Origin of the sequence: Chitinophaga ginsengisoli, from assembly GCF_003014595.1 — a bacterium.
GTDB classification, from domain to species: Bacteria; Bacteroidota; Bacteroidia; order Chitinophagales; family Chitinophagaceae; genus Chitinophaga; species Chitinophaga ginsengisoli.
In genome coordinates, this window is the sequence record NZ_PYGK01000006.1 from 332,077 (window position 1) to 347,994 (window position 15,918).

At 45.2% G+C, this 15,918-nt stretch carries 13 protein-coding genes and 1 riboswitch; of the genes, 8 read left to right on the top strand and 5 right to left on the bottom strand.

From position 1 onward, the window contains the following. Positions 1 to 97: 97 nt before the first annotated feature. Positions 98 to 2,227: a carboxy terminal-processing peptidase gene (locus tag CLV42_RS17090; RefSeq protein WP_106603135.1), complete on the top strand. Its 2,130-nt coding sequence runs from the start codon at positions 98 to 100 to the stop codon at positions 2,225 to 2,227. Positions 2,228 to 2,312: 85 nt separating this feature from the next. Here CLV42_RS17090 and CLV42_RS17095 read toward each other — a convergent pair whose 3' ends face one another. Beyond that, on the bottom strand, positions 2,313 to 3,194 hold the full coding sequence (locus tag CLV42_RS17095) for a transglutaminase-like domain-containing protein (protein ID WP_106603136.1): 882 nt from the start codon (positions 3,192 to 3,194) through the stop codon (positions 2,313 to 2,315). A 23-nt stretch (positions 3,195 to 3,217) separates the two neighbouring features. Further along, on the bottom strand, positions 3,218 to 5,572 hold the full coding sequence (gene topA / locus CLV42_RS17100; RefSeq protein ID WP_106603137.1) for a type I DNA topoisomerase: 2,355 nt from the start codon (positions 5,570 to 5,572) through the stop codon (positions 3,218 to 3,220). A gap of 306 nt (positions 5,573 to 5,878) precedes the next feature. On the opposite strand from topA, the gene CLV42_RS17105 reads away from it, so the two are divergent. From CLV42_RS17105 to CLV42_RS17120, 4 genes are all read left to right on the top strand, one after another. Then, entirely contained in the window at positions 5,879 to 6,643 is a 765-nt protein-coding gene (locus CLV42_RS17105) for a Rossmann-like and DUF2520 domain-containing protein (RefSeq protein ID WP_106603138.1), read from the top strand. A gap of 108 nt (positions 6,644 to 6,751) precedes the next feature. Further along, positions 6,752 to 7,273 (top strand): KdsC family phosphatase, encoded by a 522-nt coding sequence (locus CLV42_RS17110; RefSeq protein ID WP_106603139.1) that lies wholly within the window; start codon positions 6,752 to 6,754, stop codon positions 7,271 to 7,273. Between the two features lie 56 nt (positions 7,274 to 7,329). Next, the gene (locus tag CLV42_RS17115; protein WP_106603140.1) at positions 7,330 to 8,271 is read left to right on the top strand and encodes a geranylgeranylglycerol-phosphate geranylgeranyltransferase; all 942 of its coding nucleotides are present in this window, start codon (positions 7,330 to 7,332) and stop codon (positions 8,269 to 8,271) included. Beyond that, positions 8,271 to 8,843: a Maf family protein gene (locus tag CLV42_RS17120; RefSeq protein WP_106603141.1), complete on the top strand. Its 573-nt coding sequence runs from the start codon at positions 8,271 to 8,273 to the stop codon at positions 8,841 to 8,843. The genes CLV42_RS17115 and CLV42_RS17120 overlap by 1 nt, the downstream gene beginning before the upstream one ends. 53 nt (positions 8,844 to 8,896) lie before the next feature. Here CLV42_RS17120 and CLV42_RS17125 read toward each other — a convergent pair whose 3' ends face one another. The 3 genes from CLV42_RS17125 to CLV42_RS17135 all read right to left on the bottom strand — a co-directional run bounded on the left by CLV42_RS17125 (position 8,897) and on the right by CLV42_RS17135 (position 11,839). Beyond that, complete coding sequence (locus CLV42_RS17125; RefSeq protein ID WP_106603142.1) at positions 8,897 to 9,259, bottom strand: iron chaperone; 363 nt, start codon at positions 9,257 to 9,259, stop codon at positions 8,897 to 8,899. 114 nt (positions 9,260 to 9,373) lie between these two features. Then, a complete protein-coding gene (locus tag CLV42_RS17130; RefSeq protein ID WP_106603143.1) occupies positions 9,374 to 10,570 on the bottom strand; it encodes a homoserine dehydrogenase in 1,197 nt (398 codons plus the stop codon). A gap of 90 nt (positions 10,571 to 10,660) precedes the next feature. Continuing rightward, complete coding sequence (locus CLV42_RS17135; RefSeq protein ID WP_106603144.1) at positions 10,661 to 11,839, bottom strand: trans-sulfuration enzyme family protein; 1,179 nt, start codon at positions 11,837 to 11,839, stop codon at positions 10,661 to 10,663. A gap of 154 nt (positions 11,840 to 11,993) precedes the next feature. After that, positions 11,994 to 12,110, bottom strand: a riboswitch (SAM riboswitch). A 143-nt stretch (positions 12,111 to 12,253) separates the two neighbouring features. Here CLV42_RS17135 and CLV42_RS17140 point away from each other — a divergent pair. The 3 genes from CLV42_RS17140 (at position 12,254) to lipA (ending at position 15,709) form a co-directional block, all read left to right on the top strand. Beyond that, positions 12,254 to 13,552, top strand: a complete 1,299-nt coding sequence (locus tag CLV42_RS17140; RefSeq protein ID WP_106603145.1) for a DUF2851 family protein — start codon at positions 12,254 to 12,256, stop codon at positions 13,550 to 13,552. Positions 13,553 to 13,903: 351 nt separating this feature from the next. Beyond that, positions 13,904 to 14,752, top strand: a complete 849-nt coding sequence (locus CLV42_RS17145) for a hypothetical protein (RefSeq protein ID WP_146154402.1) — start codon at positions 13,904 to 13,906, stop codon at positions 14,750 to 14,752. 36 nt (positions 14,753 to 14,788) lie between these two features. Next, positions 14,789 to 15,709: a lipoyl synthase gene (lipA, locus tag CLV42_RS17150; RefSeq protein ID WP_245901676.1), complete on the top strand. Its 921-nt coding sequence runs from the start codon at positions 14,789 to 14,791 to the stop codon at positions 15,707 to 15,709. Positions 15,710 to 15,918 lie beyond the last annotated feature (209 nt).

The window sequence follows — 15,918 nt, forward strand, 5'->3', positions numbered from 1 at the left end:
TCACACTGTTTCTCAATCTTTTGTTAAAAGCAAATTGCCCTTCTGGTTGAATGGGCTATTTTATGCTATATTTGATGACGTTCAATATTGGATTTCTATGAGAAGAATGAAAGTGATTATACCAGTTGCATTGCTAATGATCTCAATGGGGGTTTTAGCTTTCAGCAAACTGCATAAAGAAGATCCTCCAGGCAGATACGAAGTGATCATGGGCCTGGTAGGACAGATACTAACCCAGGGGCACTATCAACCTAAGGAGATTAACGATGCTTACTCTAAAGAAGTTTTTGATAAATACCTGAAGAGCCTGGACAGTGAAAAGAAGTTTTTCCTGAAAAGTGATATCAAAGGGCTGGCGTCCGTATCCACCCACATCGATGATGAGCTGCAGGGCGCTCCGCTGGACTGTTTTAATGCCATTAACGCCATTATCAAACAGCGTGTGGCCGAAGCGGCTTCCATTTACCCTGAACTGCTTTCCAAACCATTTGATTTTACGAAAGATGAAAAGGTAGTCCTGGATCCCGACAAGATCGATTACCCCGACAATCTTGACGAACGTAAAGAAGCCTGGAGAAAAGTACTGAAGTACCGTACACTGGAGAAGCTGACGGAACTGCAGGAGACGCGCGATAAGCAGAAAGATAAACCGGGTGAAAAAGAAAAGATCAAGACTGACACCGAGCTGGAAGCTGAAGCGAGAGCAAAAGTTAAAACCGTATACGACCGTTATTTCGACCGTCTGAAAAACAGACAGGATGATAACGAACGTTTCAGCATGTTCATAAATGCCATTACCACTACCATGGACCCACATACGGACTTCTTCCCGCCAGCTGAAAAGAGGGCTTTTGAAGAGCAGATGGCCGGTAAGTTCTTTGGTATCGGTGCCCAGCTGAAAGAAGAAGACGGTAAGATCAAGATCGCCAGTATCGTAACAGGTAGCGCTAGCTGGAAAGATGGACGTCTGAAAGCAAATGACGCTATCCTGAAGGTAGCCCAGGGCGATAAAGAACCAGTGGATATCACCGGTTACGCTGTAGAAGATGCCGTAAAACTGATCCGCGGTAATAAAGGATCTGTTGTAAAGCTGACCGTGAAGAGTGTAGACGGTACTGTGAAAGTGATCGATATTACCCGCGATGAAGTAGTACTGGATGACACCTTTGCAAAATCAGCCATTATCAATGGTCAGCATAAACTCGGTTACATCTACCTGCCTGAATTCTACGCAGACTTCAACGATAGGAACGGCGCCCGTTGCGCAGAAGATGTAGCTAAAGAGATCACCAAACTGAAAGCGGAAAATGTAGAGGGTATCATCCTCGATCTGCGTTTCAATGGTGGTGGTTCCCTGCAGGACGTTGTACAGATGGCAGGCCTGTTCATTCCGGAAGGTCCTATCGTACAGGTGAAATCACGCAGCGGCGATCCAATGGTGCTCCGCGACCGCGATAAGAGCGTACAGTATGGTGGCCCGCTGGCAATTATGGTCAATGAATATAGTGCTTCCGCTTCTGAGATTATGGCGGCTGCTATGCAAGACTATAAACGTGCCGTGATCATTGGTAGTAATACCTTCGGTAAAGGAACCGTACAGCGTATGCTGAATCTGGACGACTTCTACTCCAATAAAGAAATAGGCCCGCTGGGTGCTATTAAACTGACCCAGCAGAAGTTCTACCGTGCAAATGGTGGTTCTACCCAGCTGAAAGGTGTAGCCTCCGATATCCAGCTGCCAGATCCATATTATGAAGTGGCAGAGCGTAAAGACAACGATGCGCTGGCATGGGATGAAATTCCGAAAGCATCTTTCACGCCATGGTATGAGCCAGTTCCTGTGGATGTACTAAAAAGGAATAGTGAAAAAAGAATAGCATCCAGCGAGGCATTCAAGATGATGAATGACAACATCGCTACATTGAAAAAGATGGAAAGCCAGGATGCTTACTCTCTGAATCAGCAAACATACAAAGCAGAACAGAAGACTAACAGTAATGCCCTGAAACGTTATGATTCAGTAAATGACAAGGTGAAGGAACTGAACATCAGCAGCCTGAAAACAGACCTCGACAGGCTGGCTTCAGATTCTGCTAAACTGGCTCGTAACAAGGACTGGCTGAAGTTTAGACAGAAAGATATCTACCTGGATGAAGCAGTAAATGTAATGAACGATCTGATCGCATTGTCTTATCCTAAATTACAGGGTAAACCTGCTAACAAGTAATCATACACTTCAAGTATAAATGAAAAGGCGGCCTGTTTTAAACAGACCGCCTTTTTTATTAGTTATCGGCAAATATCTTATCTGACTATTCCATCTTATCTGCCAGTAGCTTTATCAAGGTCCTCAACTCATCCCTTTTATATTCTTCCTTCTCATCCTGGAAGCACTTCAGCAACTCTTCCAGCAGGAACTGTATAATTCTTGTGTTCGACTGCGGCTGATAGTAGGAGGGTGTCAGAGGAATGGACATCCGCTTCAGGTATCCCTCTACATCCTGGTGTGAATAGATCTGTCCCTGAATTGGATCTATGAAAAAAAGGATCCGCGTATCTTCTGGTTTGGGTGTTTCGGTAAAGTCATAGAAAGTATCGAAATAACCCAATATAAACTGCCGGGGAATATTTACAGCGTACACCGGAAGGTCCAGCATAGCGCAAAGGCTCTGATATACAATACCGTTAGTCAGCGGATTACCCTTGCGGGATTCTATCACTTGGTTGATGAAGAACTGGTTCTTACGTACATAGGCCACTTCTTCTCCTTTCAGTCCGAAGTAGTTGTAGATCATGCTGTTCAGCACATTGATCTGTTCCAGTGGGGTAAGATAGTTATTCAGTTCCAGCCAGATATTCCGTTTGATCCTTTCAATTTCGGCTACCACGTTACCGGGCTGCATATCCGGAAACTGATATTGAGCTACCAGTATGGATCCTTGCAGGAGGTCTGGCGATTCAGTTTTACTCCATATCTGCAAGGCTACCTGTAGATCTTTATAATGCACGCGGTGTATCAACTGCTCAATTCTTTCCTGGATAGATTCATCCACCGTGTTTTCCCATAAGTGCTCGAGGTTGGGAATGATCTCTTTTCCAAACAGTAATATCTTGTTGGCAACAGTATCATACACCTCCTGGTCCGGATCGTCCAACAGGTGGAACAAGGCATTTATTTCTTTGGTCTCGTGCATAAAATGAATGTACAGGTGTCCATTTATTCCGCCTTCTTCTTCCTCGGTGGCGCCTTCTTCTTTGGAGGATTGGCTTTGACATCTTCGATGATGGCTTTAGCTTCTTCCAGTGTTATGTCAGCGGCGGTGTCAATCTTTTCTTTCGGTATCTTATAATTCCTCAGTCCCTGTTTTATATACGGTCCGTAGGGGCCCTTCAGTATCTGGATCTTCTCTTTTTCGAAGATTTTTATTGTACGTTCATCCTTTGCAGCTCTCTTTTCCACTATCAGCGGGGCTATTTCATCCAGCTCCACTGTATAAGGATCCATTTCCTTTTTCAGGGAATAGAACTTCTTGTCATGTGCTGCATAAGGTCCGAACCGACCAATGTTCACCAGTACATCTTCGTCTTCAAACTTACCCAGGTTGCGGGGTAGTTTGAACAATTCCATTGCTTCCTCTAAAGTAATCGTTTCTATACTTTGAGTGGACTTCATTTTTGCGAACTTCGGCTTCTCTTCGTCTTCCGCTTTACCGATCTGGATCATCGGACCATAACGGCCCATACGCGCCACGATTGGTTTTCCTGTTTCGGCATCAGTGCCCAGCTGTCGTTCGCCTTTTACTCTTTCCGCCTTTTCCAGCGTGTTCTCTACGTCTTTATGGAAAGGAGTATAGAAGTCATTCAACATCTTGTTCCAGATCTTCTTGCCATGGGCCACTTCGTCAAACTCCCCTTCGATCTTTGCAGTAAAACCGTAGTCCATCACAGAACCGAAATACTGGTTCAGGAAGTCCGTTACGATCATACCCAGGTCAGTCGGGAAGAGTTTTGACTTTTCCGCACCTGTATTTTCTGTATCAGTAACCTTGGTGATCTTGTCAGCTTTCAGGCTCATGATCCGGAAGTCCCTCTTTATTCCTTCCTTATCACGTTTCTCCACATAGCCACGTTTCTGAACGGTGGTAATGGTAGGAGCGTAGGTGGATGGACGTCCGATACCAAGTTCCTCCAGTTTCTTTACCAGGCTGGCCTCTGTATAACGGGGCGCAGGGCGGGTAAAACGTTCGGTAGCCTTCATTTCTTTCAGGTCAAGCACCTGTTTTACCGCCAATGGTGGTAAAGAGCCGTCATCTTCATCCTCATCGCTGACATCTTCATCGTCTTTGCCTTCCATATATATCTTCAGGAACCCGTCAAACTTCAATACTTCACCACTGGCTGTCAGCTCTTCATGGTTGGTGGAGATGTCTATTTTGGCAATGGTCTTTTCCAGCTCCGCATCACTCATCTGGCTGGCGATGGTACGTTTCCAGATCAGTTCATAGAGCTTTTTTGTATCACTGTCATCAACAGACGCATTTTCCATATAGGTTGGGCGGATGGCCTCATGCGCTTCCTGTGCTGATTCATTTTTGTTCTTGAACTTCCTATGCTGATGATATTTCTGTCCGTAGTTGGTCACAATGGCGTTCTGGATATCTCCGAGGGCTGTATCTGACAGGTTCACGGAGTCAGTACGCATATAAGTGATCTTACCGCTTTCATATAGCTTCTGTGCCAGCAACATTGTTTTGGAAACGCTATAGCCCAGTTTACGGCTGGCTTCCTGCTGGAGGGTAGAAGTGGTGAATGGTGCCGCCGGCGATTTCTTGCCAGGTTTTACCTGTATATCCTTCACCGAATAGGCTGCGCCAATGCACTGCTGGAGGAACTTTTCGGCATCTTCAGCAGTCTTGAAACGGGTTGGTCCTTCAGCCTTAAAAGTAATATTTTTGCCCTGAAGATCTTTAGCAGTAAAGAAGGCTTCTACCTTAAAACTGCTAACGGCATTGAATGTATTGATTTCACGCTCCCGCTCTACGATCAGTCTTACCGCTACTGATTGTACACGGCCGGCAGACAATGAATTGCGCATGCTCATCTTACGCCAGAGCACGGGAGATAATTCAAAACCTACTATTCTGTCGAGAATACGCCTGGCTTGCTGGGCATTCACCAGGTTCATATCTAATAGACGGGGCTGTTGTACGGCTTTTTCGATGGCTGGCTTGGTAATTTCATGGAAAACGATACGTTTGGTAACCTCCGGGTCAAGACCCAGTACCTCACATAAATGCCATGATATGGCTTCACCCTCACGGTCCTCATCCGTTGCTAACCAAACTTCCTCAGTTTCCTTCGCAAGCTTCTTTAATTCCTTAACTATCTTCTCTTTATCCTCAGGTATAGTATACTTAGGTTTAAAGTTGTTGGGGATATCGATACCCATATCATCCTTCTCCAGGTCGCGGATGTGACCAAAGCAGGATTTTACCTCGAAGTCTTTGCCCAGTATCTTTTCTATCGTCTTGGCTTTCGCCGGAGACTCAACAATTACTAGATTTTTTGCCATGAATGCCGTCTTTATGAGCTACTAGATACGTAAAATTCCGTATAAAAAATACAAATACGAATTTTGCAAGTATATAAAAGTAGCTTGAGAATAAAAAATAAGACTGTTTTAACGCATTGAAGGTAAATGTAATATTTTTGATAAAATCATTAAAAATGAGCCGTTAACAGTTTAATAGTTAAATTGCTGGATAAGAACGTTGCTAAACGCGAAGTAACCTGACCATATAAAGATATGAGTGCAATACCTCCGCATGCTTTGTCTTGAAAACCGGTACACCATAATATATATTTAACCTTATACAGAATGGATATAGTAATTATTGGCGCAGGGAATGTAGCGCATTGTTTTGGTCATTTATTGAAACTGCATGGTCACCAGATCCTGCAGGTGATCAGCCGTAGAAAGGAAAATGCTGTTGAGCTGGCAGAATCATTGCATTCCACCGGTACAGACGACCTGCTGGATATTAATATGGAGGCAGACCTTTACCTGATGGCTGTAAGTGACGCCGCTATCCCTGAGCTGAACGACGAGCTGAGACTGGGAAAACGTTTTGTAGTGCATACTGCCGGAGCAGTACCCCTCGATGCCATTAAAAAGATCTCCCTCAATACGGGCGTGATCTACCCGTTGCAATCCCTCCGGAAAGAAGTCCGGAACTATCCTGCCATCCCCTTGCTGCTGGAAGCTGCCAACGATGAGGTAATGCGGAGGGTGAAATCCGTAGCACAGAGCATCAGTTCTGATATTCAGGAAGTTAATTCACATCAACGCCTGCAGTTGCACCTGGCGGCGGTGCTGTGTAATAACTTCACTAACCACCTGATAGCCAGAGCCAAGCGCTACTGTGAAAAAGAAGGATTGGACTTTACCCTATTGCAACCCATTATTAAAGAAACCTTCGACCGGCTGGAGAAATTTCCTCCCGAATCTGTTCAGACCGGCCCGGCTGTACGCAATGATGAGATCACCATGTCCCGCCACGGCGCCCTGCTGGAAAATGAGGAATACCTGAAACTGATCTACCAGGTCATGTCAGATAGTATTTATGATTTCCACCGCAGCTGACATATAAAAATCTGTGGTACTTTTGCCAAATTCAATCAGGAACTAAGGATCAGTGAACAGGGTTTTCTGACTCCCGGTACTTAGTTCCTGGCTCCTAATTTATTCTCGATGAACATATTATCTCTTTTTAAACCTATCTCCACCTTTGTATTTGACGTTGATGGTGTGCTGACAGACGGTACCGTACAGCTGTTACCTAACGGAGAGCAGTCCCGGAAAATGAATATCAGGGACGGCTACGCGTTACAACTGGCGATAAAGAAAGGTTACCGGGTCGCGATCATCTCAGGGGGAAGATCCGAAAGTGTGGTCAGCCGTTTACAGGGCCTCGGCATAAAAGATATCTATACAGGCGTTTTAGACAAACAGGAGAAATTGCAGGACTATGTATTTGAAAATGACCTGCGCTGGGAAGAGATCATATTTATGGGAGACGATATCCCCGATTACAGGGCTATGCAACTTGTAGGTTTACCGGTATGCCCTGCAGATGCCGCTCCTGAGATCAAGAGCATCTGCCGGTATGTGTCTCCCATTACAGGAGGTAATGGTTGTGTGCGGGAGATCATTGAGAAAGTCCTGAAACTGAACAATCACTGGATGATGGATGAGGAGATCGCCAGCCGTTAACAGGTGAGGCTATGTTATTATATAACTGGAATTACTTTTACTGCAATTATTGAATTATGAAATTGCTGATTGCCTTCTTAAGGCTGATCCGATATCCAAATCTGATCTATATAGCGCTGACCCAGTTCCTGCTGCAATATTGTGTAGTGGCACCTGTGTTGGAATATAACGGAGAAGGGCCTTCTCTTTCCTGGCCCTCCTTTTTCCTGTTGTCTCTTTCTACCGTACTGATAGCGGCCGCGGGTAATATCATCAATGACTATTTCGACATCAACATAGATATTATCAACAAGCCTGAAAAGATGGTGCTTGATAAGATCATTAACCGGCGCTGGGCGATGGCCTGGCATACCATATTTAATATGGCGGGTGTGTCGATCGGTTTTATTGTAGCCTGGCAGATCGGCCATATTTATCTGGGTTTCACCCAGGTGATCTGTTCCCTGATCCTCTGGTTTTATTCTACTTCCTTCAAGCGTCAGATCCTGATCGGTAATGTACTGATCTCCCTGCTGACGGCACTGGCGGTAGTAGTAGTGGGCTTTTATGAAAAGCAGATATATGAAAGCTTCGAAGCGATCATGTCACCAACAGGCAGAAAGCTGATCCAGGTCATCGGTGTATATGCCCTGTTCGCCTTTGTCATTTCACTGGTACGTGAGATCGTAAAAGACCTGGAGGATATGATTGGCGATGCTAAAGATGGTTGCCGCACTATTCCTATCGTATGGGGAGTGGAACCGGCCAAACGCATCTGTTATATGCTGTTATTAGCCTTACAGATCCTGATCTTGCTGGTGGAAATAAGAATAGGGTTCATCGGATGGTGGCCGGCTATTATTTATCTCGTACTGTTTGTACAGGCGCCCGCTTATTATATTTATACTCTGTTGAAAAAGGCTCATTTGCCGGAACACTATCACAGGGTAAGTTCATTGGTGAAATGGCTGATGCTGACCGGCATCCTGTCTATGATCTTTTTTAAAATATTCCTCTGATGTATACCGGAAAACGTGTGATCCTGGCTTCACAGTCGCCACGCAGAAAACAACTGCTGGAACAGGCGGGTATTCCTTTTGAAGTGAAAGTGGTGGATACAGCTGAAACCTTTCCTGCTGATATGGCTATCCCGGAAGTACCTGTGCATATTGCCAGGCAGAAATCTGCAGCTGTAGCGGCTTTGTGTACTGCGGATGATATTATCATTACTGCAGATACGGTTGTTGTTTTAGATGATACTATAATAGGCAAACCCAAAGACAGAGAGGATGCCATCCGCATCTTGTCAGCGCTGAGTGGTCGGATACACAGGGTGATCACAGGTGTGGTGATCAAACGGGAGGAGGAAGAACTGTCTTTCTCCAAAGAAACGGAAGTACATTTCAAACCACTCACCAACGAACAGATCACCTACTATGTAGACAACTATAAGCCTTATGATAAGGCCGGTGCTTATGCAATCCAGGAATGGATAGGAGCGGTGGGCATAGACCGTATCGACGGTTGTTTCTATAATGTAATGGGACTGCCGGTGAGTAACGTCGTGGAAGCGCTGGAATCTTATCGTTAGTGAAATAATTACGAGGGATGACGTACAGTGATGGTGCGTCATCTCATTCATAATTACTTTTTCTTCTTCTCTGTATTTTGTTTAACCCTGTACTCCACTATCCTTGTGATCAATGCTAATGGCATGGGCTCATCCAGCGGAAATTGCACAGAACCTTTTCCCTGCTTATATACCGATAATTCCTTTTCAAACGCTTTGATACCTGTTGGTGCAGGGTAGAAGCCTATATGGTTTTTAAATGCAGCAAAATGCACCAGGTTGCCTTTTAGCACGAAAGTCGGTATGGCATATTTGATGGCCTCTGTGGCCTCGGGGGCTGCCTTATGAATGGTAGCGCGGACTTCCTGTAGCATGGCCTGTATATCTTCAGGAAATTCAGCAATATAAGTATCAATGTCTGGAGCTGCGTTTTTCATGAGATGGGGTGTTTGATGCAAATATACAACGCACCGCTACTTTAGACTTCTAAAATAATAAGAGGGTATCAGAACTAACTGATACCCTCTGCGTATATGGCTGATTAATGAAGACTAACGTCCATGTTCCTCTTCCAGTACCAACAGGTTTACCTCCTTGTTCTTCAACCAGCTGGCGCTTTTCAACTTCTCCAGGTTGATGACACCTACCACATAGCTATATGTTGCAGATTCATATTTTTCAGAGATGTTGTAGAAATCTGCAAGGTGTACCTGGTCAGCAGTGCGGTAACGCAGATATACTTTCAGTTGTACATCGTTAGTAAAGGCAGGCTGATTGGATTGTTTGATCTTTTTATATTCGTAGCGGTAGTTATACAGCAAAGCAGAGATGTCTGACAGCACTGCACTACCAGTAGCGGTACCACCTGCTCCTTTACCAACAAAGAACTGTTTATCGGTAAATGCACTCTCAAGCAGGATACCATTGTATTCGTTGTATACATCATACAACAGGTTATGTTCCCTGATCAGATGTGGCAGTACATATGCATTCACATGCCCGTTTTGCCTGCGGCAATTGCCTATCAGCTTGATAGTACAGTTACGTTGCTTAGCGAATTGTATATCAAAATCATTCAGATGATGGATACCATAGTTGAACACTTCTTCCGGTTTGACGAAAGTACCGAAGGCATGTAACAACAGGATCACGATCTTGAACTTAGGATCATATCCTTCAATATCCAGGGTAGGGTCAGTTTCAGCGAAACCTTTGTCCTGTGCCTGTTGCAGCGCTGTTTCAAAGCTCAGGTTCTCTTCAAATATCTTGGTGAGGATGTAATTAGTAGAACCGTTGCAGATACCTTCTACAGCATTCAGCAGGTCATTGTCATAGTATTCTTCCAGGTTACGGATGATAGGAATACTTGCACAGCTGGATGCTTCATAGAGGAAAGGTACTTTGTTTTCTACCTGCAGTTGATACAATGCGGGCAGGTTTTCTGCGATCATGCGTTTGCTGGCACTTACTACTGCTTTACCATTACGCAGTGCAGTACTTACTATTTCAAATGCGGCTTCAGTTTCATTGATCAATTCCACCACTACATCAATGGTAGGGTCATTAAGGATCTCATTTTTATCAGTAGTAAAGTAACTGGCGTCAATAGGACGCGATTTGTTGGGGTCTTTGATACATATCTTTTTGATACGGGCATTGATACCCTTTGTTCTGTTGAGTACCTCGTATAACCCTTGTCCCACACAACCAAATCCGAAAATACCTAAATTGATGATCTTGTTTTCCATGTTCTATACTTAGTGCTTATATACTTCCTTTGACGCAGCCAGCTAATAAAAAGCAAGCTGCATTGTTTGTAATGAATAATATGATAATTGTTACTGCAGTACGGTGATCTGTTTCCCGGCAGGCAGGTTCAGTTTGTCCAGTGCCTGTTTCAGATCATTGATCAGATCATCTGCATCTTCGATGCCTACAGACAGGCGGATACAGGAATCCTGCAGTCCGGTTTTCTTCCTGAATTCTTCCGGGATGTTGCGGTGAGTCATTGTTGCCGGATGGTCCAGCATACTTTTTACTCCGCCGAAACTCTCCGCCAGTTTGAACAGTTTGGTGCTGTTCACTACGCGGATCGCATTCTTTATGTTATCGCTCTTGAGAGAAAAGCTGACAAGTGCGCCGTATTGTTTCTGTTGTTTACGTGCGATGTGATGGTTCTTATGTGTGCTCAGTCCCGGATAAAATACCTTATCCACTGCGGGATGTGTAGACAGCCAGGTAGCAACAGCCATTGCATTGCTGCATTGTTTATCCAGACGCAGACAGAGGGTTTCAATGCCTCTAATAGTCAACCAGGCCTCAAACGGGCTGAGTATACTGCCGGAAATATTCTGATTAAAACGCAGCTGGTCTGCCAGTGTTTTCGAATTCACAACTACCAATCCGGCAATAACATCGGTATGACCTGCCAGGTATTTGGTAGCACTGTGTATCACGATATCAGCACCCAATGGCATGGGTTGCTGTATCAATGGTGTACAGAGTGTATTGTCCACCACCAGCAGCACATTATGCTGTTTAGCTATTTTGCTGATGGACTTGATATCTGATATGCGTAAAGTAGGATTGGTGGGAGATTCCAGCCAGATCATCTTCGTATTGGGAGTGATGGCCGCCAGTACTTTGTCGGTATTGCTGGTATCCACGAAGTTTGCTTTGATCCCAAAGCGTTCAAACATATGCTGGAACATCTGGAAAATACCGCCATAAGTATCTTCCACAGCCATGATCTCATCGCCGCTTTTCAACAGTTTCATCACTGCATCAATAGCCGCCATACCGCTGGCGAAGGCGAAACCGGCATGGCCTTCTTCCAGGCTACAGATGATGTTTTCCAGCACCTTACGGGTAGGATTATTGGCACGGGAAAATTCAAATCCCTTGTTGATCCCCGGAGATTCCTGCACAAAAGTGGAGGTCTGGTAAATGGGAACGGATATGGCGCCCGTCAATTCATCCACCGGAATGCTATGCAATAATTGAGTAGCTATTTTCAATCTTCAAAGTAATTATACTGTTATTATACCCTGGTTGGCACATGCGCAATCAGACGTTCATTCAATAACTACCAGCATAAAGGGCATAAAAAAAGCCCTTCCGTTGTTGGAAGAGCCTTCAGGTATTTTATTACGATGAATATTAATCTCTGCCAACTTATCTTCCCTCGGTTATCGTATAACCGGGGCCGGAATTAGCACCTTTCCCTGTATTACAGGTTGGTTGCTAAGGCATCGCAGGGCCAAGTCCCTCCGCCTTTCTGGATAAGTCATGTGTAAGAACTGGGTGCAAAGTTAAAGGTACTTTGATGAAATTTCCAAAAAGGAATGTTTTTAATTTTTTGGACGTACTTATTTTTTCACTAATTTGTTCTTCTTTGATTAATTTTTAATCACTCTGTTAACCAACCATTTATGACCATTGTGAATGTTGATCCGCTTTTGGCAGAAGAGCTATTTCAACACATCTGGCAGTTCCGCTTATTTAGCCAATCCGGTCTCACAACACTGGAAGGTGAGCCTTTACACATCGAATATCCCGGTCAGCATAACCGGCATGCAGGACCCGACTTTACTGCGGGAAGGATCCGTATCGGGGAAACACTGTGGGTGGGAAATGTAGAACTGCATCTGAAAACGTCCGACTGGTTCCGGCATGGGCACCAGTACAATCTGCAGTATCGCAATGTTATCCTGCATGTGGTATTTGAGCATGATATGCCTGGGGAGACGACTAACGGTATCCCTATCCTGGAACTGCAACCGGCGGTTCCGAAGTTGTTGTTACAGCGATATGAGTCGCTGCGGCAATCTGCCGCTTTTGTACCCTGTGCTGCTCAGATTACTGATGTACCGTCATTGATCTGGACATGCTGGAAAGACCGCCTGTTGGTGGAGCGGCTGGACCAAAAGGCTGACCTTCTGAAAGCCTGGCTGTTGCAAACACAGTACGACTGGGAAGAGGTGTGCTTTCGGGCTATGGCCAGGGCCACCGGTATGCCCGTCAATGCGGAGGTATTCCTGCAACTGGCCCAGTCCCTGCCTTATAAATTACTGCTTCGCCATCAGCATGATCTGTTCCGGCTGGAGGCGCTGTTATTCGGACAGGCAGGTATGCTGGATGATATAGCTACGGACCTTTATATGAAGAGCCTACAGCGGGAATACACCTATCTGCGGCACAAATACCGCCTTACGCCACTGGCTGCCCAGCACTGGAAGTGGCTGCGCATGCGTCCTGCATCTTTCCCAAGTATGAAGATCGCTTTCCTCGCCGCCCTGCTTCATAAGATCCCACACCTGTTTTCCAGGATGTTGGGTGCGTCTAATGCTGCCATGCTGGAAAAAATGCTCGAGGTCAGGCTACCCGATTACTGGCTCACCCATTACCGGTTTGGTAAACCTGTTGTCCGGACGCAGATGCCAGGTACCCGCGCTATCCATAATATCCTGATCAATACTGTGTTACCACTATTATACCTGTATGGCAGGGAGAAGGGCGATAGCCGCTATCAGGAGAAAGCTATTGCCTTTATGCGCCAGCTTCCCGCAGAGGAAAATCATGTTATGACTGGTTGGAATGCATTGAATATCAAGGCGGATTCTGCCGGGGAGAGTCAGGCGCTATTGCAGCTGAAACAATACTACTGTGATGAAAAACATTGTCTGAAGTGTGCCGTTGGGGCGAGGCTACTCCGGTCTGATATAGCCTGAGCGCCAGGTCCTTTAAGTCCACCTTTAAGGCATGTCAAAAGCATATCAAAGGCATGTCAAAGCCATGGATAAAGCGTACTTGTCGGGATACGTAACGGGTTTCAACCCTGGGAAACATCACAGGTTTCACCCCTGGGAAATCTGACGAATTTCCGTCGCTAATCATTCTGTAACCATTTCCGGATTATGGCGTTATATATACACGGGCGTGGGTTTACAGACAAAAACAAATTTACACATGACAGAAAAAACGTGTAGGTTTGTAACGGTAGGCATACCAATATAATGCCCCCTACGTTTATATAGCATAGCCTGGTGGCTATGCTCCCTTAACTAAACAAATCTATACAGGTGAAAAGACTATACTCATCCTTGCTTCTTCTGGTCATGGCGGGTAGTTTGTATGCCCAGGATTCGAATACGAATGGACTTTCCAAAAAAGAACAGCGGGAACAACGGAAACTGAAGCGCATTTCATTGTTCAAACAAATGGAAGAAGGAGAGAACCTGTATCAGAGGGAATTCTCAATAGGCGCGAGAATAAATACTGACGGCTGGACCGGATTATTTGAATTGGGTTACCGGAAGAGCAGGACCAAGGTGAACTATTTTCAGATTGAATTTGGTGAGAAAAAGAACCCTAAGGAAGATAAAAAGGCCGGACAACCAAAAGGTGTTGACCCTTATGGATTTATCTATTCAGAGAAACCCTACATATATGGCAAGCAGAATAATTTCTACCAGGTAAAACTGGGCGTAGGACAGCAAAGGCTGATAGGTGGTAAAGCCAATAAAAATGGCGTGCTTGTGAACGCGATCTATTACGGTGGCCTGTCTGTGGGTATGCTGAAACCGTATTATCTCAATATTGTTGATCCTAATACCGAACAGGGCATCCAGGTTAAATATGGGCAGAACCCTTTATATGACCAGGCATTCCTGGATAGAGCGTCTATTATAGGTGGTGCGGGATTTGGTAAAGGCTGGGGAGAGCTCAGTATCGTTCCCGGAGTACATGCAAAAACAGGCTTACGTTTCGACTGGGCCCGTTTCAATGAGGTGGTAAGCGCTCTGGAAGTAGGTGTGAATGCGGAGTACTACACCAAGGATATCAATATTATGATAGACCAGAATCCTAAGAAATTCTTCTTTAATGCATACATAGCTCTTCAGTTTGGAAAGCGTTGGGATAAGAAATAGAAGTATTAAATTTGTGTCCTAAAGAAAGGATCAGAGATGGAAGAAACACCGATTACAACAGCAACGCCATGCAGCACAGCACCTGCTGCCGCTGCTCCGAGAACCAAAAAACCGGACTGGCTGAGGGTTAAGTTGCCAATAGGAGAGAGTTATAAGCAGGTACGTAACCTGGTTGATACACATAAGTTACACACGATCTGTGAGAGCGGAAATTGCCCTAATATGGGCGAATGCTGGGGAGCTGGCACCGCTACCTTTATGATTCTGGGGAATATCTGTACCCGCAGCTGTGGTTTCTGTGCGGTAGCTACCGGCAGACCGGAAGCTGTGGATTGGGATGAACCTCAACGGGTTGCAGAAGCAATCTACCTCATGAAAGTGAAACACGCCGTGATCACCTCTGTAGACAGAGATGAGCTGAAAGATGGTGGTTCCATCATCTGGGCCAATACAATTAAAGCAGTCAGGTCACTGAATCCGGATACAACAATGGAAACATTGATCCCTGACTTCAGGGGACAGTGGGAAAACCTCCAACGCATCATTGATGTAGCGCCGGAAGTAGTGTCCCACAACCTCGAAACAGTGGAACGCCTCACCAAGCAGGTGCGTATCCAGGCTAAATACCACCGTAGCCTGGAGGTGATCCGTCGCTTGAAAGACGGAGGTATGCGTACCAAAAGCGGTATCATGCTCGGCCTTGGTGAAACTAAAGAAGAAGTGGTACAGGCCATGCAGGACCTGTACGATAATGGATGTGATGTGGTCACACTCGGACAATATCTTCAACCTACCCCAAAACATCTGCCGGTTGTCCGTTTTGTACACCCTGACGAGTTCGCAGAATTGCGTGAAATAGGATATAACATGGGCCTGGATTATGTTGAATCCGGACCATTGGTAAGATCTTCCTACCATGCAGAAAAACATATTCATAGTGGCCGTGCGGTGAGATGAATTTAAACTATCGTTTAAATTTACATCAGTGGTAACATGTTTCTGATTGCGAGTCATTATCTTTGCCGTGCAATTACGGGAAGGGTATAGCTATAATTCCCTTAACAGGAATTATAGCTATACCATTTGTCGGCTTTATCCCAAAAATTGTAAATCTACCGTTAACAACCTGAACCTACCTGTTTGCAGTTTGTGCATATGCTAAACTG

Bases quoted from the DNA above. Each gene is read 5' to 3' on its own strand.
- lipA (WP_245901676.1), top strand. From the start codon at position 14,789: ATGGAAGAAACACCGATTACAACAGCAACGCCATGCAGCACAGCACCT.
- CLV42_RS17110 (WP_106603139.1), top strand. From the start codon at position 6,752: ATGAACATATTATCTCTTTTTAAACCTATCTCCACCTTTGTATTTGAC.
- CLV42_RS17130 (WP_106603143.1), bottom strand. From the start codon at position 10,570: ATGGAAAACAAGATCATCAATTTAGGTATTTTCGGATTTGGTTGTGTG.
- CLV42_RS17115 (WP_106603140.1), top strand. From the start codon at position 7,330: ATGAAATTGCTGATTGCCTTCTTAAGGCTGATCCGATATCCAAATCTG.
- topA (WP_106603137.1), bottom strand. From the start codon at position 5,572: ATGGCAAAAAATCTAGTAATTGTTGAGTCTCCGGCGAAAGCCAAGACG.
- CLV42_RS17095 (WP_106603136.1), bottom strand. From the start codon at position 3,194: ATGCACGAGACCAAAGAAATAAATGCCTTGTTCCACCTGTTGGACGAT.
- CLV42_RS17125 (WP_106603142.1), bottom strand. From the start codon at position 9,259: ATGAAAAACGCAGCTCCAGACATTGATACTTATATTGCTGAATTTCCT.
- CLV42_RS17120 (WP_106603141.1), top strand. From the start codon at position 8,271: ATGTATACCGGAAAACGTGTGATCCTGGCTTCACAGTCGCCACGCAGA.
- CLV42_RS17105 (WP_106603138.1), top strand. From the start codon at position 5,879: ATGGATATAGTAATTATTGGCGCAGGGAATGTAGCGCATTGTTTTGGT.
- CLV42_RS17140 (WP_106603145.1), top strand. From the start codon at position 12,254: ATGACCATTGTGAATGTTGATCCGCTTTTGGCAGAAGAGCTATTTCAA.
- CLV42_RS17090 (WP_106603135.1), top strand. From the start codon at position 98: ATGAGAAGAATGAAAGTGATTATACCAGTTGCATTGCTAATGATCTCA.